18 protein-coding genes and 1 tRNA gene are annotated in these 22,031 nt (G+C 68.1%); 6 read left to right on the top strand and 13 right to left on the bottom strand.

The window, feature by feature from the left end; all coding sequences use genetic code 11:
• Positions 1-116 precede the first annotated feature (116 nt).
• Together JDV75_RS09195 and JDV75_RS09190 are read left to right on the top strand one after the other, a co-directional pair.
• Positions 117-1,028 (top strand): DsbA family protein, encoded by a 912-nt coding sequence (locus tag JDV75_RS09195; protein WP_198739108.1) that lies wholly within the window; start codon positions 117-119, stop codon positions 1,026-1,028.
• Between the two features lie 2 nt (positions 1,029-1,030).
• Positions 1,031-1,846 carry a cytochrome c biogenesis CcdA family protein gene (locus JDV75_RS09190; protein WP_198738943.1) on the top strand — a complete coding sequence of 272 codons (816 nt, stop codon included), beginning with the start codon at positions 1,031-1,033 and terminating at the stop codon, positions 1,844-1,846.
• Between the two features lie 33 nt (positions 1,847-1,879).
• Here the strand turns inward: JDV75_RS09190 and JDV75_RS09185 are convergent, their stop codons facing one another.
• Entirely contained in the window at positions 1,880-3,136 is a 1,257-nt protein-coding gene (locus tag JDV75_RS09185) for an MFS transporter (RefSeq protein WP_198738942.1), read from the bottom strand.
• A gap of 162 nt (positions 3,137-3,298) precedes the next feature.
• Between JDV75_RS09185 and JDV75_RS09180 the strand changes: the two genes are divergently transcribed.
• Positions 3,299-5,713 (top strand): YncE family protein, encoded by a 2,415-nt coding sequence (locus tag JDV75_RS09180; RefSeq protein WP_198738941.1) that lies wholly within the window; start codon positions 3,299-3,301, stop codon positions 5,711-5,713.
• 419 nt (positions 5,714-6,132) lie between these two features.
• Here the strand turns inward: JDV75_RS09180 and JDV75_RS09175 are convergent.
• Together JDV75_RS09175 and JDV75_RS09170 are read right to left on the bottom strand one after the other, a co-directional pair.
• Positions 6,133-6,208, bottom strand: a tRNA-Thr gene (locus JDV75_RS09175).
• A gap of 73 nt (positions 6,209-6,281) precedes the next feature.
• Positions 6,282-7,580: a DNA polymerase III subunit delta' gene (locus tag JDV75_RS09170; RefSeq protein ID WP_198738940.1), complete on the bottom strand. Its 1,299-nt coding sequence runs from the start codon at positions 7,578-7,580 to the stop codon at positions 6,282-6,284.
• 60 nt (positions 7,581-7,640) lie between these two features.
• On the opposite strand from JDV75_RS09170, the gene JDV75_RS09165 reads away from it, so the two are divergent.
• Positions 7,641-9,170, top strand: a complete 1,530-nt coding sequence (locus JDV75_RS09165) for an adenylate/guanylate cyclase domain-containing protein (protein ID WP_198738939.1) — start codon at positions 7,641-7,643, stop codon at positions 9,168-9,170.
• A 55-nt stretch (positions 9,171-9,225) separates the two neighbouring features.
• Here JDV75_RS09165 and JDV75_RS09160 read toward each other — a convergent pair whose 3' ends face one another.
• From JDV75_RS09160 to JDV75_RS09150, 3 genes are all read right to left on the bottom strand, one after another.
• Positions 9,226-9,867: a hypothetical protein gene (locus JDV75_RS09160; protein WP_198738938.1), complete on the bottom strand. Its 642-nt coding sequence runs from the start codon at positions 9,865-9,867 to the stop codon at positions 9,226-9,228.
• Positions 9,868-10,032: 165 nt separating this feature from the next.
• Positions 10,033-12,984, bottom strand: coding sequence for a type I DNA topoisomerase (gene topA, locus JDV75_RS09155; RefSeq protein WP_248096247.1), 2,952 nt, complete (start codon positions 12,982-12,984; stop codon positions 10,033-10,035).
• A gap of 367 nt (positions 12,985-13,351) precedes the next feature.
• Positions 13,352-13,555 (bottom strand): cold-shock protein, encoded by a 204-nt coding sequence (locus JDV75_RS09150; RefSeq protein ID WP_198735052.1) that lies wholly within the window; start codon positions 13,553-13,555, stop codon positions 13,352-13,354.
• 274 nt (positions 13,556-13,829) lie between these two features.
• On the opposite strand from JDV75_RS09150, the gene JDV75_RS09145 reads away from it, so the two are divergent.
• On the top strand, positions 13,830-16,208 hold the full coding sequence (locus tag JDV75_RS09145; RefSeq protein ID WP_198738936.1) for a DEAD/DEAH box helicase: 2,379 nt from the start codon (positions 13,830-13,832) through the stop codon (positions 16,206-16,208).
• Positions 16,209-16,210: 2 nt separating this feature from the next.
• Here JDV75_RS09145 and JDV75_RS09140 read toward each other — a convergent pair whose 3' ends face one another.
• From JDV75_RS09140 to ssd, 7 genes are all read right to left on the bottom strand, one after another.
• A complete protein-coding gene (locus tag JDV75_RS09140) occupies positions 16,211-16,528 on the bottom strand; it encodes an Rv3654c family TadE-like protein (protein WP_248096250.1) in 318 nt (105 codons plus the stop codon).
• A complete protein-coding gene (locus JDV75_RS09135) occupies positions 16,515-16,844 on the bottom strand; it encodes a hypothetical protein (protein WP_198738935.1) in 330 nt (109 codons plus the stop codon). Before JDV75_RS09135 ends, JDV75_RS09140 begins: the two co-directional genes overlap by 14 nt.
• A complete protein-coding gene (locus tag JDV75_RS11985) occupies positions 16,841-17,050 on the bottom strand; it encodes a DUF4244 domain-containing protein (RefSeq protein WP_336244331.1) in 210 nt (69 codons plus the stop codon). The genes JDV75_RS09135 and JDV75_RS11985 overlap by 4 nt, the downstream gene beginning before the upstream one ends.
• A gap of 117 nt (positions 17,051-17,167) precedes the next feature.
• Positions 17,168-17,746, bottom strand: coding sequence for a type II secretion system F family protein (locus tag JDV75_RS09125; protein WP_198738933.1), 579 nt, complete (start codon positions 17,744-17,746; stop codon positions 17,168-17,170).
• A complete protein-coding gene (locus JDV75_RS09120; protein WP_198738932.1) occupies positions 17,743-18,537 on the bottom strand; it encodes a type II secretion system F family protein in 795 nt (264 codons plus the stop codon). Before JDV75_RS09120 ends, JDV75_RS09125 begins: the two co-directional genes overlap by 4 nt.
• Positions 18,534-19,691, bottom strand: coding sequence for a TadA family conjugal transfer-associated ATPase (locus JDV75_RS09115; RefSeq protein ID WP_336244318.1), 1,158 nt, complete (start codon positions 19,689-19,691; stop codon positions 18,534-18,536). The genes JDV75_RS09120 and JDV75_RS09115 overlap by 4 nt, the downstream gene beginning before the upstream one ends.
• Complete coding sequence (gene ssd / locus JDV75_RS09110) at positions 19,688-20,740, bottom strand: septum site-determining protein Ssd (RefSeq protein WP_198738931.1); 1,053 nt, start codon at positions 20,738-20,740, stop codon at positions 19,688-19,690. Before ssd ends, JDV75_RS09115 begins: the two co-directional genes overlap by 4 nt.
• 457 nt (positions 20,741-21,197) lie before the next feature.
• Between ssd and JDV75_RS09105 the strand changes: the two genes are divergently transcribed.
• Complete coding sequence (locus JDV75_RS09105; protein ID WP_198739105.1) at positions 21,198-22,022, top strand: HAD family hydrolase; 825 nt, start codon at positions 21,198-21,200, stop codon at positions 22,020-22,022.
• The last annotated feature ends 9 nt before the right edge of the window (positions 22,023-22,031 follow it).

Here is a 22,031-nt window from a genome sequence, read left to right as displayed (position 1 = left end):
CATGCCGCTCAGAAGGAGCTTTCCCCGTGTCCGACGAGACCGCGGATAACACCGCGTCAACCGACCCCTCCACTCCGGTGGCGGGAGAGACCCCCACGACCCGGATCCCGTCGACGATGTGGGTATTCACCGTCCTCCTCGTCATCATCGCGGGCCTGGTCGGGTACGTGATAGGCGACCGGACCGCGGACCGGCCCGGTGCATCATCGTCCGCGGCCACCACCGCCGCAGCCGACGGAACCACGGCGTCCGCCACCGGAGCACCGTCCTACGAGGAGGTGGCTGATTCCGTGACCCCCGGTGCCGACGGCAGCCGCGGCGACGGACCGAAGGAGACCGAGGGCGGCGGCTACGACGCGATGTTCTGGGGCCCGCGGGGTCCGCTGCAGAGCCAGGCGGACATGCCCAACATCCACCGACGCAACGTCTACGACCCGTTCGCCGTCGGCGCGATCGACGCCCCCGTCGTGATCTCCGAGTTCTCCGATTTCGAGTGCCCGTTCTGCTCCCTGTTCGCGAACGACACGGAACCGACGATCCTGAGCCGGTACGTCGACACCGGCCTGGTCCGCATGGAGTGGAACGATCTGCCCATCAACGGACCCAACGCCGAAGCCGCGGCGCGGGCCGGTCGCGCCGCCGCGGAGCAGGGCCGGTTCGTCGAATTCAAGCACGCCCTCTACAACTCGTCGAAGGATGTGTCCGGACACCCGAACTACGGGATCGAGGACTTCGTCCGCTTCGCGGAGGAGGCCGGGGTACCGAACATGGAGAAGTTCCGCGCCGACGCGACCAGCGACAAGTACGACGAGGTGATCGCCAACGCCCGCGCCTACGCCAGCAGCATCGGTGTGAGCGGGACACCCGGATTCGTCATCGGCGAGACCTTTGTCGGCGGCGCCCAGCCCCTCGAGGTGTTCGAGGAGGTCATCAACACCGAACTGAAGCGGGTCGCCGACGGGGAGGCCGAGGTCACCGAGCCGGACACCCGTTCCGCAGCCGAGCTCACCGCAGCCGGGGCGCGGTAGCGTTGCTCTCCATCGGTGTCGTCGGGGCCTTCCTCGGCGGAGTCCTCTCCATCCTGAGCCCCTGCTCCGCGCTGCTGCTACCGGCGTTCTTCGCCTACGCGTTCACGTCGAAACGCCAGCTCATGGGACGCACCGCGGTGTTCTTCACCGGTCTCGCCAGCGTGCTCGTCCCGGTCGGTGCGGGGATCGGCGGGTTCAGTTCCCTGTTCACCCAGCACCGGGACACGGTGATCTCCGTGGCCGGCTGGGTGATGGTCGTCCTCGGTGTCTGGTCTCTTCTCGGCCTGGGTTTCCGTATCCCCGGACTGTCCACGATGAACAACCGAATCCGGGGCACCGGGTGGCTGCCCGTTTTCGCGCTCGGCGCGGTCTACGGCTTCGCCGGTTTCTGCGCCGGCCCCCTTCTCGGGGCGGTGCTCGCGACCTCGGCGCTCGGCGGGTCCGCGGCCTACGGTGCGCTCGTCATGGCCTGCTACGCCCTGGGGATGACCGTCCCGCTGTTCCTCCTCGCCCTGTTGTGGGACCGGTTCGACCTCGGCCACGCGAGCTGGCTCCGGGGCCGGGAGATCCACCTCGGTCCCGTGCACACCAACACACTCAGCGTCGCCGCCGGTGTGCTGTTCATCCTCATCGGGTTCACGTTCCTCATGAGTAACGGCACCTCGGCGCTGCCGACCCTGCTGGACACGGAAACCCAGTTCCGGTTGCAGAACCGGGTTGCGCAGTTCGCGGCAGGCATCGACAACATCGTCGCCCTGATCGTCATCCTCGGCATCATCGCCGCGGGGCTCGGCATTCGGCTCCTGCGTCGCCGCTAGACGGCCGCCCCGGAGTACCGGAGGGCACAGCGATCAGAACCGGCGACCCGTCACACTCACGACGCCCAGCACGATCGTCGCCACGACCGCACCGAACCCGAGCATCAGCGGATAACTGAACCAGTCGCTCAGCCTGGTCAGCAGAGCCGGGAACGCCATCCCGGTGTACGTGAAGCAGTAGAAGATGCCCGTCAGGGCGCCGAGTTCGTTCGGGGCGGCCATCCGCTGCACCTCCGACAGGCCCGTGTAGACGCACAGTCCGTAGGAGAGCCCGAGGAACACGCACGCGACGAGCATCACCGGCACAGACGGATTGAGCACCACCGCGACGGCGCCGACGAATCCCGCGATGGTCGCCACCATCGCGACAACCGGGCCGCGGGGGCCTCCGGTTCCGGCTATCGCGGGGGCCGCCTGCTGGATGGCGAACCCGACCCCCAGGGTCAGCAGGGTGATCGCCCCGGAGAACGCCAACGGGTGCGCCACGTGGTCCTGCATGCGTGCCGACAACGTCGCGTAGGCGGTGAACCCGGAACCGAAAACCCAGGGGGCGATGGGCAGGACCACCGCGTAGAACCGGGGGTTACGCAACGAGGGGACCCGCAGGCTGTCCAGCACCGACCGGCGCTTCGCGTGGATCGCCGGCTGCCGGGTCTCCGGGATCGTCAGGAGCAGGGGAACCAGAACCAGGGACAGCACCACGTGGACACCGAACGAGAGTTGACCGGGCCAGGGCAGCCACTGCGCGAGAACACCGGCGACAGCCGGGCCGACCGCGAACCCGGCGGTCAACGCCATCGAGGCCCGCTTCGCGCCCGACGAGGGCCCGGCTTTCGGGTCGAACAGCGGTGCGGAGAGTTCCTTCACCCACGAACCGCCACCGGTCATCGCCATACCGACCGCGAGCCCGGAGAGGAACCGACCGACGGTCATCCACCCCGCGGTGTGCTCCGCGAGGGCGATGATCACCGATGCCAGCACCGCGAGGACCGGGGCGGGCAGCATGATCGGGCGTCGACCGTACCGGTCGGTCAACGGGCCGGTGACCAGCAGCCCCACCGCGACGCCGATAGCGTAGGCGACGAGCATGAGGTCGACGAACACCGGGGAGAACTCCCCCGCCTGCCGGTACAGCACGAGCAGCGGAGTGAACTCGTTCCCGCCCCAGGCGACCGTGAACATGCTGAGTGCCACCGGGAGCCAGGCGCGGCGTTCCCCGGCGACGTGTCTGAGCGCGTGCCCCGGACGGACGTAGCCGGGCACATGTGATTCAGAGCTCTCCTCCACCATGCGGGAGATGTTAGACCTTCGCGGGGCTCTCGGGGATGTAGGACGCCCGGGCGGGGTCGGCAACGACTCTCCCGGTACCCCTGGCCACGGCACATGGTTTAGGTTAGCCTCCACTTGCAGTTGGGTCAGGAATACCATCCAGCCGGGAAAGAGGAACACACCATGGAAACACCACAGCTCCGGGTCGGGCGGCGGGCTCTCGCCGGGATCGTCACCGTCTCCCTCATCACCGCGGGAATCGGCGTCATCGGTGAAGCCACCGCCATGCCCGCCCCGACGCCGCAGTCGACCAGCACCGCTGACACCGCTTCCATCGTGGTCACCGATGCTTTCACATGGTCCTCCGGCGGCACGGTCCTCCGCACGGAGGTCACGGGATTTCCGGCCGGAGCGGTGCTCTCCGCACAGGTCGACGATACAGCCCAGAAGTGGGACATCGGGGGCGGAAACCTGGTGGACACCGTCACCGCGGAGGACGGCTCATACAAGGGAACCGTCTACACGTTGAGCACCAGTCGCCTCACCGCGGGCCAGGAGCACACCCTCCGCGTCAGCGACGGGGAGAACAGCGTGACCACGGTCTACCGGTCCCACCCGCGGATCACCGTGCACGATCCCGACTCCGGTTCGGAGACCGCACCCCGACCCGGCACCGCTGTGGCCGTCGAGGTATTCAACCTCCCGGAAGGCGCCGTCATCGATCACGTCGGCATCGAGGGACACTCCGGTAACCTCCTGCCTGCACCGGTGACCGTCCCGGAGAATCGACGCGTCCGAACCACGGCGGTGTCCATTCCCGCGGACCCGACGATCACGGGTGAGCCGATCACCGTCGGATACACCGTTGACGGTGGGGCACCGCTGCGTACGAACGGTCCGGTCGTCGCCCCCCTTAACGACCCCTACGGTGGAGAGGGGTTCGACGTCACCGTCGGGGAACTCCCCCGCGGTCTCTACCAGTCGGTGTATTCCGCACGACAGGGAGCGCTGTTCGTCACCCGGACCCACTTCGACCGGGAGACCCGCAGCCCCTCCGCGATCATGAAGGTCGATCCGGAGACGCTGGAGGTCCTCGGTGAAGTTGAGCCCGCTGAACCCGCCGAGGGCGACTACAAGGCGTACAAGGCCTTCGGGATCGGTATCGACGACGACAATGGTCTTCTCTGGGTGACGAACACGATGGGCGGCACCGTCGCGGTCTACGACGCCGACGACCTGAGTCTCATCCACCAGTTCCCGGTGGTCGACGGGGGCCATCCGCGCAGCGTGGTCGTGGACTCCGCCACCCACCGCGTGTACGTCACCAGTCCGTACAGCCGCGACGACAGCTGGATCACCGTCTACGACGGATCCGATCCGACCGCCCCCACGAAGGTCGGCACCATTCCGCTCCCCGAGGGGTTCACCCGACCCATGGACGCGGCCTACGACCAGTCCACGCACACCCTCTACACGGTGAGCCTCGACAAACCTGCGGCACTACGGATCAACGTCGACGATCCCTCGGATGCGGAGGTGTACCAGCTCGACACCCGGGTCATGCGCCGTGGCTCCGGCGCGGCCCTCGACATCGGACGAGGACACCTCGCGGTGGCGAACCAGGACACCGGAAACGCACTCATCATTGACCTGGAGTCGGGGGATGTCCTGGCGGACGTCGCGACCGGCGACAAGGCCGTGGCCGCGGTCTACGAACCTGTCACTGACCTGTTCTACGTGAGCAACCGGGACGGGGGCACGGTCACCGCGATCGACGCGGACACCCTGATTCCGGTGGCCAACCTCGACGCCGGAGCGAAACCGAACCACATCTCCTTCAACGGGGACGGCACCATCTACGTGACCAACAAACGCAGCTGGGGAAACGGCGACATCGGTACCGACCAGTTGCACAGCTATCGGGCGAATCGGCTCGCACTGGTCAGGCTGGCGGGGCTGCGGCAGGCTTTCCACGAGATCCGGAAGGACCGCGATGCGGCCCGGGATGCGCTGGCCGAGACCCACCGGGAACTCGCGGAGGTACGTGAACAGCTGACCGCAGCCGAGAACGCGGCCAAAGCCGAGAAAACCCGCGCCGAAGAAGCCGAGGAGGCACTCGCCGAGGCGGCAGCCGAACATGCGGCCGACACAGCGGAACTCGAACAGCGGCTCGCCGCCGCGCGGGAGGCACTGGCCGCGGCCGAGGATAAGGTGGCCGCACTCACCGCGACACTGGCCACGACCGAATCCGGGCTAGCAACGGCAGAGCAGGCTCACGCCGCACTCGAGACCGCACTCTCCGCAGCCGAGCGGGCACGCACCGAAGCGGAGAAAACAGCCGCGGACGCCACCACCCGCGCAGAGCGGGCCGAAGCGGCACGGATCGAAGCCGAAGCCGCCGCGGAACTCGCGGAGCAGGCACGCATCAGGGCCGAGGATGCCCGTGACGCCGCCGTCGCGGACCGGGATTCCGCTCGCGCCGCCGGATCGAGCACCGGTGCGTTCGCCGGGATCCTGACCGTGCTCGCCGTTCTGGCCGCGCTCGGTGGACTGCTGCATCAGCTCTTCCTCGGCCACATCCAGTTCCCGGGCAGGTGAGATCATCGGCCGGCTCCGCCCCGGCAACACCGGCCGATCGAGCCGGTACCTCGGTCCGGAAACGGTGACCCTCTCCGGGACGGGTTTTATCGTGGTCCGGGGTGGATCAGCTCGGGTGTCAGCGCCCGGTTCGCGGAATCGGGCGCTGACACCGGCTCCTGCCCGGAGTGAACTTCCCCGTCGGCTCTCGCCCCACGGCATCCGGGACCGGATCCCGGGTGTCTTCCGGGGGACACCATTCTCAACCGGATCGGGCCTCGCGGGAGCAAACGCGGGTACCTCCCCGCGTGGGCACCACCCGGATTCAGGTCTCCGCGTATTCGTCCAACGGTGCTTAACTCCGCGGATCCCCAACCTTCATCTCGGTTCGACTGAATGACGAACCCCCGTACGGAACAGCGTTCTGTACGGGGGTTCGGTGGAGCCGCCTGCGAGAATCGAACTCGCGACCTTTTCATTACGAGTGAAATGCTCTACCGACTGAGCTAAGGCGGCACGGTACTTCTACCGGTTGTCCACTTTAGCGTATGAACGTCGCTGATACGAAAGACCAGAACAAGTCCCTTTTTCAGGACACCCCACAGGCCTTGCGCAGGCGCCCGACGAGTGCGTCCATGGCCACGATGGGCCGCACGCTCTGCCCCAGCGCCTCCCGGCACCGGGTCACGGCGTCGAGGCACGCGACCAGTGCTTCGGCGGTGTTCAGTTCCGCGAGTTTGTCGACGATCTCCGCCATGTCCGGATGAATGCGCTGCACCTCCTGCGCCCCGGAGGAGGTGAGCAGGGCGTCCCGGTAGAGTCCGGCGAGGTCCACCAGGGAGAGATCGAGGGCGTCCCGCAGATACCGGGTCCGTCGCCGTTTCTGCCTCTCCTCCAGCTCCCTGATCTCGGTACGGGTGCCGCGGAGTGCCTTGACGGTGCCCTTGCCCTTCGCGCCGAGCCCCAGGGCGACGGCGAGTTTCTCGGTCTCCCGCTCGTCGAGAGCGTCGAGGGTTTCCCCGGCCTCCGTCTCGATCGTCCGGATCAGGTTGGTCACCTCACGGAACGCCAGGTCCCCTTCGTAGACGAGCCGGGCGAGCCCCAGCATCTGTGCGCGCCGCTGCTGCGCCGCGGTACTGCGCACCAGGTTGCGCGCCCGCCCTATGTGCCCTGCGGAGGCCGCTGCGGCGAGTTTGGCGTCCCCCTCCGTGACACCCAGCTCGTGGACGAGGATGCGCGCCACATCGGGGATCGCCGGTGTCGGGATGTAGACGTGCCGGCACCGGGAACGCAGCGTGATCGCGATGTCCCGCGGATCCGTCGACGGGGCACAGAGAATGATCACCGTCCGCTCCGGTGGTTCCTCGACCGTCTTCAGCAGGGCGTTGGCGGCAGCGTCACTCAGCCTGTCGGCGTCCTCGATGACAACCACCCGCCAGTCCGCGGTGGTGGGGCGTTTCGAGGCGTCACGGATCACGTCACGCATCAGCTTGACACCGATGCTCAGCTCGTGCGGCACCACGTGGATGACGTCGGCGTGCGTCCCGGCGAGAGCCGTCCGGCACGCCATGCACCGCCCGCAGCCGATGACCCCCGGATCACCGCACACGAGGGCCGCGGCGAATGCGAGGGCCGCGACCGAGCGTCCGGAGCCCGGTGGGCCGGTGAACAGCCACGAGTGGGTCATTCCCGCGCCTGCCGCCCCGGTGGGGGCACCGTCGCCGCTTGCCCGCCCCGCGGTCAGCGCCCGCGCCGCCGCCGCGGCCCCCGTCAAGGTACGCCGCACGGACCCGGATCCGGCGATCCGGTCGAAGACATCGCTTCCGGAGTGCTCCGGCCCGGATTCCGGGGCGTCGGTGGGGGTGCGGGGGGCGTTCGGCGTGCTCACTCCCCCAGCCTATAAGCAACGTGGCGCACATGTCCGACCGTCCGGGTTAAGGTGATGGGCATGAGTCGTGTCGCACAGATCGTCCGGTGGCTGTGGGGCACCTCGTGGCCGCTGTACGCCGCGACGGTGCTCGGCTCGAACGTTCTCGGGGCCGTGGGTGTCATGCTGTTCCTGAAGTTCCTGGTTCCGCTGCCCGATGCACCGGGTGGGCCGCACGAGGCGGGATATCTGCCGGCCCTCGCCATCGGTTACCTGGTCTTCGCCATCATCGTCGGTGTCGTCGCCACGGCCGTCCTGTTCCTGCCCGTGCTGCGCTGGCAACGGCACCCGGAGACCCATGACCCCAACATGGTGCGCAATCTGGTCATGCGGATACCGGTGTATCAGTCGGCGCTGGCCGGCACCGTGTGGCTCATCGGGATCGGGATCATCACGACCGTCGCCGGGATCGAGGAGACACCCCGGCACGCCCTCGTCGTCGGGTTGACGAGTCTCCTTGGGGGTTCCGTCATCGTCCTGATGACCTATCTCGAGGCTGAACGCCTGGTTCGCCCGGTGGCGGTCGTCGCGCTCGCCCGCCGCTTCGAGGACTCCACCCTGGAGCCGCCGGTGCAGCGCCGGCTCCAGCTCACCTGGCTGTCCACGACTGGTGTCCCGGTGGTGGGGATCCTGCTGCTCATCGCGGGCCAGAAGATCGGCTATCTCTCCGCCGATCCGGCGGACATCCTGCCCGCGGTACTCGCGCTGGCCGTCGCGGCCCTGGTCACCGGATTCGCCGCCACCGCACTGGTCATCATGAGCGTGGTGGACCCGATCAGGGAGCTGCAGGACGCGATCAACCGGGTTCGCCGCGGGGAAACCTCGACCCAGGTGGACATCTACGACGGATCGGAGATCGGGGTTCTCCAGGCCGGGTTCAACGAGATGATGCGCGGTCTCCGGGAGCGGCAGCGTGTCCGCGAGCTCTTCGGACGCTACGTCGGCACAGAGGTCGCCCACCGCGCGATGGAGGAACGCCCCACGCTGGGCGGAGAGGACCGGAAGGTCGCCGTCCTGTTCGTCGACGTCATCGGGTCGACCGGGTTCGCCGTGGACCACACCCCAGAGGAGGTCGTCGCGGCGCTCAACCAGTTCTTCGAGCATGTGGTCGAGGTTGTGCACCGCCACAAGGGGATCATCAACAAGTTCCAGGGCGACGCCGCCCTCGCGGTCTTCGGAGCGCCGCTGCAGCTAGCGGACGCCACGGGACATGCGCTCGCCGCCGCGCGCGAACTCCGCCAGGAGCTCAAGGGGATGGAACTGTCCTGCGGTATCGGTGTCTCCGCGGGCCATGTCGTCGCCGGACACATCGGCGGTCACGACCGCTTCGAGTACACGGTGATCGGGGACGCCGTGAATCAGGCGGCCCGCCTGACCGAACTCGCGAAGGACACCCCCGGCCAGGTGCTGACCTCGGCCGCGACACTACGGGACGCGAATGAGGCCGAACGCGCCCGGTGGACGCTCCTCAAGTCCGTCGAACTGCGGGGTCGCCACGAGCTGACCCAGTTGGCCCGCCCCATCCGTCCCACCCTCGCCGAACGGGCGTAACTCCCCCGCGGTCGGAACCCGGTCCTAGTTCATTCTTCTGCCGGTGAAGCGGTGATCAGCTCGAAAGGCCGAACAGCGGCGCGAGGAACGCGGGAACCACGACCTCGAAGGGGCGCGCCGGGTCGAGGGGGTTGGGCACGCGGATCACGGTGCCGCGCAGCGCGTCCTGGACCGGGGCCGGCACCGGGAAGGGAAGTGCGGGACCGGGGGCGGGGGCTGCCTGAGCGGGGGCCGGAGACGTGTTCTTCCCGTGGTTGGCGGGTGCGGGGCCGGGGTTCGCCGGAGCACCACCGTTCCCGGCCGGAGCACCCGATGCCGGGCCTTCGGTCACGATGCCGCAGGAACGCGCCTTGGCGATGCCGGCGTTCGCACCGGCCCAGAAGGCGTCGTTGAGGCGCTGGCGCTGTGCTGCGTTGATTCCGCCGGCACGCCGCTCGACCCGGGCGATCTGCCCGGCGACCTCGCCTGCGGCACGATCCCGGAGATCCCCGGTCGTGCGGTAGCCGCCACCACGGGAATCGAGCTCGCTGCGGACCCTGCTGCACGGGGCGAACTGGACGAGAGCGGTGATGCTGTTGACCTTGCTGACAGCGTTGTTGACCTCGGCCTCGGCGTCGGCGGCGGACGCGGGAACCGCGAGACCGGTCACCACGATGAGGGATGCGGACGAGACTGCCGCGAAACGACGGATGCTCACGTTGATATCTACTTTCGGTTAGTTACATGTGTTGCTCATGTTACGCATGGGATCTGGATTGTCCAGTGGGGAAGAGCAGATATCCCAGAAAAGACGGACGCGCCAGCCGCCGAGCATACGGACGTCGGCACGCGATCGGCCGACGTGAAGCAGAAGCAAAGCCGACTACTTCTTCCGCGAACCCGCCTTCACCACGCGCTTCGTGGTTTTCTTCACTGTTTTCTTCGCGGTCTTCTTCGAAGACTTCTTGGTTGCCTTCTTCCGGGTCTTCTTCGCCGGAGACGGATTGGCGGCCTCCTTGGCACGACGTTCCGAGAGCAATTCACACGCCCGGATATCCGTCATCGTCTCGGGGGTGTCGCCCTTCCGGAGGGAGGCGTTGGTCTCACCGTCGGTGACATAGGGGCCGAAACGGCCGTCCTTGACCACCATGGGCTTACCGGAGACGTCGTTGTCGCCCAGTGTCTTCAGTGGCGGTGCCGCCTGCGCCCGACCGCGGCGCTTCGGCTCCGCGTAGATCCGGCGTGCCTCGTCGAGGGTGACGGTGAAGATCTGCTCCTCGTTCGCGAGCGAACGGGAGTCGTTCCCCTTCTTCAGGTAGGGACCGTAGCGCCCGTTCTGCGCCGTGATCAGCTCACCGTCGGCCGGGTCCGTGCCGACCTCGCGCGGCAGCGACAGCAGCCGCAGGGCATCCTCCAGGGTGACCGTCGCCGGCTCCATGGAGGAGAACAGGGACGCGGTGCCTGGCCTGAGGGTCTCCTCGATGATCTGGTTGAGCCGCTTCTCCTTCTGGTTGGCGGCAGTCTTCGTCTCCCAGTTCTTCGCCCGTTTCCCCTCGGCCGCCCGCTGGGCGTCCTCGGCGGCGCGTTCCTCGGCGACGATCTTCTCCGCGACCTCGAGGGCGCCCTCGCGCTCCGCGTCGGTGACCAGCTCGGTGACGTAGGGACCGTAGCGGCCCTCCTTGGCGACCACGGTGCGTCCGTTCGCCGGATTGACACCCAGTTCCCGCCCGCCCTGCGGCGTGGCGAAGAGCTTCTCCGCGGCCTCGAGGTTGAGTTCGTCGGGGGTCATCGCGTCCGGGAGGTTCGCGCGCTGGTGCTCCGGCGTGCCGTCCTCCGCGGTGCCCACCTGGCGCTCCAGGTAGGGGCCGTAGCGACCGACACGGACGAAGATGGCGCGTCCCTGATCATCGTCGAACAGGTGCAGCGAGTTCACGCTCCGGGCGTCGATCTGTTCCAGATTGTCACCGACCAGGGTCTTCAGGCCACCGAGCCGGGCGACGGTCTCAGCCATCGCGTCGGACGCCTCGGAGTTGCCGAAGTAGAAACCGTTGAGCCAGTGCGTCCGATCCTCGGTGCCGGCCGCAATCTCGTCGAGTTCGTCCTCCATGGACGAGGTGAAGTCGTAGTCCACCAGCGAGGAGAACGACGCCTCCAACAGCCCGACGACGGCGAAGGCGACCCAGCTGGGCACCAGGGCACTGCCCCGCGGGTAGACGTAGCCGCGGTCCTGGATGGTCTTGATGATCGACGCGTACGTCGACGGGCGCCCGATACCGAGGTCCTCCATCTTCTTCACCAGCGACGCCTCGGTGTAGCGGGCGGGCGGGTTGGTGGAGTGTCCTTCGGCGGTGACGTCCGCGATCGTCAGGTCGTCGCCATCGTTCAGTCGGGGGAGCTGCTTCACGGCGTTGTCCGCCATGTCGCGGCCGTCCGCCTGGCGGGAGACCTCCACATAGGCCTTGAGGAAGCCGGGAAACGTGATGGTGCGGCCGGTGGCGGCGAACTCGCAGGCCGAGCCGTCGTCGGCGGTTCCGGCGATGGTCACCTTCATCGAGGTTCCCCGTGCGTCCGCCATCTGGGAGGCGACGGTTCGCTGCCAGATCAGCTCGTAGAGCTTGAACTCCTCGGCGTCCAGCTGCCCGTGCAGCTGGCCCGGCGTGGCGAAAGTCTCGCCAGCGGGGCGGATGGCCTCGTGCGCCTCCTGCGAGTTCTTGGCCTTCCGGGTGTACTGGCGCGGCGAGTCCGCGACGTAGTCCCGGCCGTAGAGCTCCACGGCCTGCGTGCGGGCGGCCTCGATGCCCGATGCCGACAGCGTGGTCGAGTCGGTACGCATGTAGGTGATGTGGCCGTTCTCGTACAGACGTTGCGCGATGCGCATCGTGCGGTCCGAGGTGTAGTGCAGCTTACGTCCGGCCTCCTGCTGGAGCGTGGACGTCATGAACGGCGGGTACGGGCGCCGGGTGTAGGGCTTCTCCTCCACCCCGGCGACGGCCATGGTGGACTCGGTGAGCCCGTCGGCGAGCTGCCGGGCACGGGCCTCGTCGATGACGATGACGGAGTCGCTCTTCAGTGCGCCACGGTCGTTGAAATCGCGGCCGGAGGCCACCCGCGACCCGTCGACACTGGTCAGCCTGGCGGAGAACACCCGCGGGTTGGTGCGGTCCGCGTTCGGATTGCCGGTGTCGAACTCCGCGGCAATGTCCCAGTAGTTCGCGGAGATGAACGCCATGCGCTCGCGCTCGCGCTCGACGATGACTCGGGTGGCGACGGACTGGACGCGCCCGGCGGACAGCCGGGGCATGACCTTCTTCCACAGCACGGGTGAGATCTCGTAGCCGTAGAGGCGGTCGAGGATGCGGCGGGTCTCCTGTGCGTCAACCAGGTTGTCGTCCAACTCGCGGGTGTTCTCCGCGGCGGCGAGGATGGCGGGTTTGGTGATCTCGTTGAACACCATGCGCCGGACGGGGACCTTGGGCTTGAGCACCTCGAGCAGGTGCCAGGCGATGGCCTCGCCCTCACGGTCGGGGTCGGTCGCGAGGTAGAGCTCGTCGACCTCCTTGAGCTTCGCCCTCAGGTCGGCGACCTTCTTCTTCTTGTCCGTGCTGACGACGTAGAGCGGAGCGAAACCGTGCTCGACATCGACACCGAGCCGCGCCCACGGCTCCTTCTTGTACTTCGCGGGCACATCGGCGGCACCACGCGGAAGGTCACGGATGTGACCGACAGACGCCTCGACGATGTAGTCGTCGCCGAGATAAGGCGCGATCTTCTTCGCCTTCGTCTGCGACTCGACAATGACCAGTCGTTTCGTACCTGACCGCTTAGCTGGTGCCACTTGGGTTACGTCCCTCTCGCACAGTGGGTGTTCTTCATCTCCGACTACCGTACACAGTTGTATATGTCTCCATTGCACAGCATCACCGGGGCCCGGCCCCGCGCGGGTGTGCCCGGGGTGAGCCATCACTGCCGTACACGCGCAGTTTCCCGGCCCGGACCAGGAACACGGGCAGCACCCCCACCCGGGTTGGCCCAGTCAGTGCTTCCGGGACCGATGGGCCGAAACGAGCACCGGAACCGACCGATCCGGTTCCCGACCCCGGTTCGAGACCAGCCCCGGGCCTGAAGGGGAACCGGAAACAGCGAAAACCCGGCTTCCCCACATCTCTGCGGGAAAGCCGGGCGATCGTATCAGGTGGTGAGACCTAGATGGCGTGGACCTGCTGGGCCTGCGGGCCCTTAGCGCCTTCACCGATCTCGAACTCGACCTGCTGGTTCTCCTCGAGGGTACGGAAGCCGTTGCCCTGGATCTCGGAGTAGTGAACGAAGACATCATCGGATCCATCGGCCGGGGCAATGAAACCAAAGCCCTTTTCAGCGTTGAACCACTTCACAGTTCCCTGTGCCATACTTTTAACCTTTTTCTTAACTTTAGGATGCGGTTGGACTTCACCTGACGAAGAACACCGGGCCGTCACGGAAACCTCCTGACAGGCTGACTATCAGCTCCGAAGGAGCTGGTGGAACAGCCTGGGTTCCGTGACACTATCCTCTGCGTGTACCGAAGTACCTCGCATGAAAATCTGCGACCGATTACCAGTGTGTCATGTTTGACCGCTGAGCGATAGTCTGGACGGGAAATAACTTCATCACCGCTGGTCAGAAGCATAAAAAAGGAGTGAGATGTCGACTGCCGCGTCATTCGGTGACGAAATCGCGTCGATTCTGTCCACTCGACTACCCGAATCCACGTGCACGTCCTCCACCACTTCGCCGCCGCGCCCGGCCCGGTACGGCACCTGGCCCGACTGGGTGCATCCACCGCTGCGCAGGCACCTGTCGGAGGTCGACGACATCAGACGACCGTTCATCCACCAGGAACTGTGCGCCCGAATCACCCGGGAGGGCCGCCACGTCGTCGTCTCCACCGGCACCTCCTCGGGCAAATCACTCGGATACCTCCTGCCGGTACTGTCCGGACTCGCAGAGGACGATCGGGCCTGTGCCCTCTACGTCACCCCGACAAAAGCACTCGGCAGCGACCAGCTCGCGGCCGTCAGCCGGTTGACCCGGAGCGTCGACGGGCTGGGATCGGTCCACCCGGCACCCTACGACGGCGACACGCCGGACGAGGCACGCCGCCACATCAGGGACACCAGTCGGATGGTGTTCACCAATCCGGACATGTGCCACGCCTCCATCCTGGCCAACCACACCCGGTGGGGGCGTGTCCTGCGGAACCTGAGGTACGTGGTCATCGACGAGTGCCACTCCTACCGGGGCATCTTCGGGGCGAACGTCGCGCTGGTCCTGCGACGACTGCGCAGGATCTGCTCCCGGTACGGCAGTTCGCCGGTGTTCATCCTGGCATCCGCCACCATCGCCGATCCGGCGGGACATGCGGGCCGGCTGACCGGCCTCCCCGTCGAGCCGGTGACCGATGACGGCGCGCCGACCGGGGCACGGACGGTCGTGCTCTGGGAACCCGGTTTCATCGATCCCCCGGACGACACATCAACCGCCCCGGTCCGGCGCGCCGCATCCACCGAAGCCGCACTGATCATGGCCCGCGTCATCGCGGAGGGCGCACGGACGCTCACGTTCGTCCGCTCCCGTCGGGGCGCGGAAGCCGTCGCCCTCCGGTGCGCCGAGGAGCTGTCCCGGATGGGACGTCGCGACCTGGCGCAGCGGGTCGCGGCCTACCGCGCCGGATATCTCGCCGCCGACCGCCGGCGACTGGAACGGCAGTTGGACGACGGCACGCTGGTGGGGGTCGCCTCCACGAACGCTCTGGAACTGGGCATCGACGTCGGCGGGCTCGACGCGGTGGTCACCGCGGGATTCCCGGGAACGGTCACGTCGTTCTGGCAGCAGGCGGGCCGGGCGGGTCGACGCGGGCAGGGATCGATCGTGGTGCTCGTCGCCAGGGACGACCCCATGGACACCTATCTGGTGCACCATCCGGAGGCACTCCTCGGTTCCCCCGTCGAACGCAGCGTGTTCGACCCCACGAACCCCTATGTTCTCCGGGGACACCTGTACTGCGCGGCCGTGGAGTTCCCCCTCACCGAGCGTGACCTCACGCTTTTCGGCCCACACGGGGACGTCGATGACATCGTCGCCGAGCTGACCGTAGTCGGCCTGCTGCGGAAACGGCCCCGCGGATGGTTCGCCGTGGACCGGCACCCCGATGAGCATCCGGAGCTGCCCCGCCCGCACACCGCACACGGGTCGGTGTCCCTCCGGGGTGGTGCGGGTGGCGACGTCACCATCGTCGATTCCGGGGATGGCAGGCTGCTGGGCACGGTCGATTCCGTCCGGGCGGTCTCCCAGGTGCATCCCGGCGCGGTGTACATCCACCAGGGTGAGTCGTTCGTCGTGGATGATCTCCTCCTGGACGATCACCTCGCGCTCGCTCACGCGGAGACCCCCGACTACACGACCTTCGCCCGGAGCACGACGAGCATCCGGATCACGGAGGACCCGGGCGACGGGGAACTACGCAACCCGTCCCCGGGGCTGTGGGTCGCGAACGTCGGCGTCGAGGTGACCGAGCAGGTGACCGGATACGTCGTGCGCATGTCCGACGGGACGGTGCTGGATCAGGTCCCCCTGGATTATCCGCCCCAGCAGCTGCGGACACGCGCCGTGGCCTACACGGTGGACCCGACTGCCCTGAGCGCGATGGGGATACGGGCCGCGGACCTGCCGGGCACTCTCCACGCCGCCGAGCATGCGGCGATCGGAATGCTCCCGTTGATCGCCACGTGCGACCGGTGGGACATCGGTGGTGTGTCCACCGCCCTGCACGCCGACACCGGGCTCCCCACGGTGTTCGTCTACGACGGTCATCCCGGCGGGGCCGGATTCGCCGACTGTGGATTCGCCCGTTTCCGGGACTGGATCACCGCCACCTTCGAGGTGGTCCGCGCATGCTCCTGCGAGGACGGCTGCCCGTCCTGCGTGCAGTCACCGAAGTGCGGGAACGGCAACTCACCGCTGGACAAGCACGGTGCGCTCACCCTGCTCGGGACGATGGTGACGATGCTCGCCGACGACTGATCTCACAGGGGCCCGGCCCGCGCCCGGACCGTGGCGTCTCCCACCGCGACAGCCACGATGACATCCGCCCCCTCGGTCCGGCAGCCCCGGAGCCGACCCCCGGAATTCCGGGCGGCGGTCCGGGACGCCACGGCGCAGGCGTCATCCCCGGACCACAGGGCGGTCGCCGCCGCGACGGCCGCGAGATCTGCCGCCACCTGTGCCCGGTGCCGGTCCAGGACATCGACCACGCCTTCGAGAACCACGAGTGTGAGTACCGTGAACGCGGCGATGGCGACGGCAGCGACGAGCGTGGCGGAACCTCTCTCACGGTGTTCCACTGGGATACTCCACGGGATAGAACGCACTGGCCGTCGCCTCCCCGAGTGGGGAGGGGACCGCGACCTCGGCCGTCACCACCCCCGCGTTCTCGGTGACGGTGATCCGGACGCCGGGGCCGGGTTCCGGTTCCCGGCCGATGGCGTGTCCACGGGCCACGGCCCCCGCGAGGTCGATGGCCGCGACATGCGCCGCGAGCGTGCCGACCCCCACAGCGATGAGGGAGCACACCACGATCAGTGCGCTGATGGAGATCGCCGCCTCGATCGTGACCGATCCGTGTTCGCCACCGGGTACCGACGCCCGTGATGGTGTCATGCGCCGGGGCCGCTGTTCAGGGCATCGACGATGATCCCGCGGATCGCGTCGACGACATCACTGCCCGTGATCACGGTGTAGAGCACCGCCGCCAGGGCTGCAGCAGCGATACTTCCCATGGCGTATTCCACTGTGCTCATTCCGTGGTCATCGGCCAGAAAATGGGGCGTTCCGGGGACTTCAGCTGTTCCGGCGGGTGCCTGCACGCCGGGGCACGGGGATCCGTCGGGGTCCGTGTGGGTGGGTGGTGTCGTGGAACTGATCTTGTTCTCCATGGACTTCTCATCTCTTTTGATGGTGGGGTGGTGGTGGGTTGGTGTGGGTCATGCGAACAGTTGGCTTCCGAGGCTCAGCACCATCGGCGCCAGCCCGAGGAGCATGAACGCCGGCAGGAAACAGAGCGTCAGTGGCAGTGCGATGAGCACCCCGGCGCGTTCCGCGGCACCCACCGCCCGGTCCTCGGCGTCCTCCCGCAGTCGGGCGGCCACGCGTTCGCAGCTCGCGGCGATCGCGGCGCCGGACCGGCCGGAGTGCCGGGCGGTGCGGGCCAGTTCATCCAGTCCCCGGAGTTCGGCGAGGCCCCGCCAGACATCGGGGAGCGGAGCCCCGACCGCGAGCAGCGCCCTGGCTCGGTGCCAGTCGCCTGCGGTCGCGGGGCCCGCCGCATCAGCGACCGCGGTCATGGTGGGCCCGATGGCCAACCCCGCGGTGACGCAGGCGGCGAACAGCTCTATGTCCGCGGCGATGTCGAGCGGAGACACGGCGTTGGGGCGGTCCCGTGGCTGTTTCGGCCGGTGCCCGGGCTCCGGGTGGATCCGTTCGGCGGGATCGGGGATGGAACAGAGGGCCGCACCGGCGAGCAGGAGCAGGGTGACGGTCGCCCAGGTGAGCGAGGCCGTCATGTCGTGTCCCCCTCGGCGCGGAGGACGATGATCCTCGACGTGATGATCCCCGCGCAGGTCAGCAGGACGCCCCCGAGCAGGAGCAGACCTCCGACCCCACCTCCCGTGAGGAGGGCGAGCGGCCGCGCTCCCATGAGGGTCCCCATCATCGTCCCGACCGGTGGGAGGAACGTGAGGACGACGGCACTGGCCTGGGGCCCCTGAAGGGCGGCCCGGGTGCGGTCCCGGTGCCGGATCCGGGCATCCACGCGGTGCTGGGCGTGCTCGAGGACCGTCGCCAGCGGAATACCGTGCCGTTCGGACAGGTGCCAGAGTCGACCGGCTGCGGCCAGATCGGGAGCTTCACCGTCAGCTTCCGCCAGTACCAGCCCCGCCCCGGGGCCGTCCGCGGCACGACGTGCGGCGGCGTCCACCAGTCGGATGAGTCCGGCGGGGGCGGTTCCGTCCTCCCTCTGGATCTCGACGGCCGAACGCACGGCGTCCGCCATTCCCGCTCCCGAGTGGAGGTCGGCCACGATGCGACCGAGCATGTCGGCGGTGGCGTCGGCTGTCCGCACAGTGCACCGCCGACGCCGGACATCCCGGACCCACCATGCGCATGTCGCGGCCACCGCGATCCCGGAGAGCAGCACGGTCGGCGGCACGATAACCAGCAACGGGATCCCGAGGAGCAGGGGCACGATCCGGGGAATGGAGTGGGTAGCGGCTCCCGACGGTGCGGAGAAGATCCGGGTGGCCGGTGACTGCGGGACGATCAGGCAGGCCGCGGCGAGAAGAATGAGCGGAATCATGCGCCCACCGACTCCCGGAGTGCCCCGAAGCCACCGAGTTCACCTGATCCGGCGTCCCAGACGGGCACGACGGTCACCGGGTTCCCCTCCAGGACGCCGATCTGGTGGACACGCCGCTGACCGCTCGGGGACCGGCGCACGGACACCACCACGCGGAGCGCGGCGGCGAGCTGGGAGTGCAGGGCGGTCCGCCCCAGTCCGCCGAGCGCCCCGAGCGCCTCGAACCGCGCGGGAAGCTCGGCCAGGCTGTTGGCGTGCACCGTGCCCGCTCCACCGTCGTGGCCGGTGTTCAGTGCGGTGAGGAGGTCAACGACCTCGGCCCCGCGGATCTCCCCGACGACTATCCGGTCGGGACGCATCCGCAGCGCCTGTCTGAGCAGGTCCGACATGGTGATCTCGCCGATTCCCTCGGCGTTCGCCTGCCTCGCGACGAGGTTGATCACGTGGGGGTGCGGCGGGTGCAGCTCGGCGGTGTCCTCGATGCACACGATGCGTTCCCGGTGGGGCACCTCGGCGAGCAACGCGGACAGCAGGGTGGTTTTTCCGGAGCCGGTGCCGCCGACCACCAGCAGGGAGCGACGTGATCTGACGATGCTCCGCAGGAGTTCGGCGATCTCCGGGGACACCGCTCCGCGTGCCGCGAGTGCGTCGAGGCCCAGCGTCGCCTGTCGCAGCACCCGCAGGCTGATGCAGGTCCCCTCCTCCGCGGGCGGGGAGAGTAGAGCGTGAACCCGGACCGCGGTGCCGTCGGCGCGGCACATCCGCCCGTCGGCGAACGGGTGCGCATCGTCGAGGCGTCGGCCGCAGAGCGCCGCGAGCCGTGTGGCCAGAGTCCGGACCTCCGCGTCGGAGGTGAAGGTTTCGTCCGCACGGTGCATGCCGTCTCCGGTATCGAACCAGACCGCTCCCGAACCGTTGACCACTACATCGGTGACGCCGTCGATGGCCAGGAGGTGTTCGAGCGGACCGACTCCCGTGGACTCGTGTCGGAGCCGCCGGAGCACCTCGAGTACCTGGACGTCACTGATCACGCCGGCCTCCTCCCGGATGATCCGGGCCGTTTCAGCCTGTCCCCGACCATCGACCGCACACTCGGGGAGCTCCGCCATTCGGCGTCGGACCCGTTCCACGAGGTCATCCCGTCCGCGGCTCACGGTTGCTCCCGGAGTTCCGCGGCGACCGCCCGGGCCACTGTCGCGAGCACCCGGGGTGTCCGTCCCGGGAGTCCGTGTAATTCACAGGATTTCGGCAGACCCGCGACCTGACCGAATTCCGCGATGCAGTCCGTCGACGTGAGGCGTTCCATGTCGTCGACGCCCATCCCGGACCAGCTGCGGTGCCGGAGCACCGTGTGACAGGGGGTGCGGTGCGCGGCGAGATCAGCCGTCAGTGCGGCCGCTGCGGCCACCGCCCGGACCTCAGCCGGAACCACCAGTATCACGAGATCGCAGAGGTTGGATGCCCACCGGGCGCCGACCGCTCCCGCCGGTAGATCGACGACGGCTGTTCCGGTACCGGAACGGATGCAGTCCAGCACTCCGGCCAACCGCTCAGGATCGAGAACGAACGGATCCCCGATCCGGCTGCGCGCCGCGGAGAGAACCGCGATTCCGTCGGGTGTGCGGGGCAGCGCCCGCCGCAGTTCGGCGAGTTCGACGTGACCGCGGCCGAGATCGATCTCCGGCCATCTCACCCCGGACACGTCCTCCAGACAGAGGAGAAGATCCAGTCCGCCGGATCTGTCGACCGCATCGACGAGGACCGGGGCGTCATCGGCGAGTTCCCGTGCCACCGCCGCCGCGAGTGTGCTCGCTCCGGAACCACCGACCGCGCCGAGAATGCCGAGCACCCGGCCGCTGGATGAGGTCTCATTCTCCCGGCCGAGCGCGGTGAGGAGTTCGGGGGATTGCGCGGGGAGAAGCAGGGCGGCTTCCGCGTGGCATGCCATCGCCGCCCGCCAATCGACGGGCCCCGGGTCCGGGGCCACCAGATAGAGATGCGGATGCCTTGGTCCGGTACGGAAATGGACGGACCCTCCGGCGTCGACGAGCACCGCCCCGACCCTTGGTGTGTGCCTGGCGATCTCCTTCGGATCGAGCGTGTCGATCACAGGCCGACCCGTGACGGTGGCGACGTGGACGGCCTCCGGGTGGAGGACGGGGTCGGAGACCGCCACGAGGATGGGGCTGTCGGTTGCGCTCATACCGGTGAGCTTCACCCGCCCGTACGGAGCACGACCACGGTACCCCGGGGCCGCTGTGGACAACGACTCACCCCGGAGGGGAATTCAACAGCTGCCGACAACACCGGACACTTGGGTCAGCCGGGTGGAGACATGGGGACGGCCCGCGTATCGGGGGGTGTTACGCGGGCCGTCGTAACCCGGTCTCGGGGGGGTGTGACCGGGGCGGGCCGCACAGTATATCGGGGCCCAGCACAGGCAAGTATGACACAGACATTGACCGGGTTCAACACCGTCGGATCCCGGACCGGGGACATGTAACCGCCCCGGGTTCCCGGGCGATAGACGGCACAGGGAACGCGGCATCGGACCGCGCCGGACCGGATCGCGGAAGGAGAGCCACATCTACCCCCTAAATTCACACCAGCCCCAGCAGTCACAGCTCAGCTGTGGTTCTTCCACCCATGATGAAGCTAGACTGGTCCCCGTGCCTGAGCAGAGCCCGACCCCGAACGCCGCCGCGTCCCCGGTGGCGGCATTCTTCGATCTGGACAAGACGGTCATCGCGACCTCATCGGCCTACGCATACGGCCGCGAATTCATGAACAACGGCCTGATCACCCCGGCGGAGGCCCTCCGGATGACACTGGCCCAGTCCACCTACATGGTCGCCGGGCACTCCTCCGAACAGATGGACTCCACCCGGGATCAGCTCGCCGCGATGGTCGCCGGATGGGACGTCGAACAGGTCCGCTCCATCGTCGAGGACACCCTCCACTCGGTGGTCACCCCGGCCATCTACGCCGAGGCCCGGGAGCTCATCGGGCATCACCGTGCCCTCGGCCACGACGTCATCATCATCTCGGCGTCAGCGGCGGAACTCGTCGAACCGATCGCCCGTGAGCTGGGGGTGCAGAAGATCGTCACCACCCGGTTGGGTACGGAGAACGGCAAGTTCACCGGTGAGGTCCTGTTCTACTGCAAGGGTGACGCGAAGCGCAGGGCCCTCCAGGAACTCGCCCGCGAGCACTCCTACGATCTGGACCGGAGTTTCGCCTACTCCGATTCCGCCACGGACATCCCCATGCTGGAGTCGGTCGGGAACGCGGTCGCGGTCAACCCCGACCGTCCCCTGAAGAAGGCGGCACTGCAGCGTGGTTGGGAGATCCGCAGCTTCAAGAACCCCGAGCCCCTCTTCCAGATGCCGAGCACCCGTGACGTCGGGATCGGGACCGGCATCGCAGCCGGCATCGCCGCGGTCACGGTGGGCGGATTCTGGCTCGCCCGTCGCGCCCGCGCCTGAACCGCACCA

It is taken from the genome of Corynebacterium meridianum (assembly GCF_016342265.1).
In the GTDB taxonomy this organism is placed as follows: domain Bacteria; phylum Actinomycetota; class Actinomycetes; order Mycobacteriales; family Mycobacteriaceae; genus Corynebacterium; species Corynebacterium meridianum.
Note: the sequence above shows the minus strand (reverse complement) of the source record. Positions and strands in the feature narration are given on the sequence as shown.

Bases quoted from the DNA above. Each gene is read 5' to 3' on its own strand.
- JDV75_RS09195 (WP_198739108.1), top strand. From the start codon at position 117: ATGTGGGTATTCACCGTCCTCCTCGTCATCATCGCGGGCCTGGTCGGG.
- JDV75_RS09165 (WP_198738939.1), top strand. From the start codon at position 7,641: ATGAGTCGTGTCGCACAGATCGTCCGGTGGCTGTGGGGCACCTCGTGG.
- JDV75_RS09145 (WP_198738936.1), top strand. From the start codon at position 13,830: ATGTCGACTGCCGCGTCATTCGGTGACGAAATCGCGTCGATTCTGTCC.
- JDV75_RS09185 (WP_198738942.1), bottom strand. From the start codon at position 3,136: ATGGTGGAGGAGAGCTCTGAATCACATGTGCCCGGCTACGTCCGTCCG.
- JDV75_RS09135 (WP_198738935.1), bottom strand. From the start codon at position 16,844: ATGACACCATCACGGGCGTCGGTACCCGGTGGCGAACACGGATCGGTC.
- ssd (WP_198738931.1), bottom strand. From the start codon at position 20,740: ATGAGCGCAACCGACAGCCCCATCCTCGTGGCGGTCTCCGACCCCGTC.
- JDV75_RS09180 (WP_198738941.1), top strand. From the start codon at position 3,299: ATGGAAACACCACAGCTCCGGGTCGGGCGGCGGGCTCTCGCCGGGATC.
- JDV75_RS09150 (WP_198735052.1), bottom strand. From the start codon at position 13,555: ATGGCACAGGGAACTGTGAAGTGGTTCAACGCTGAAAAGGGCTTTGGT.
- JDV75_RS09125 (WP_198738933.1), bottom strand. From the start codon at position 17,746: ATGACGGCCTCGCTCACCTGGGCGACCGTCACCCTGCTCCTGCTCGCC.
- JDV75_RS09120 (WP_198738932.1), bottom strand. From the start codon at position 18,537: ATGATTCCGCTCATTCTTCTCGCCGCGGCCTGCCTGATCGTCCCGCAG.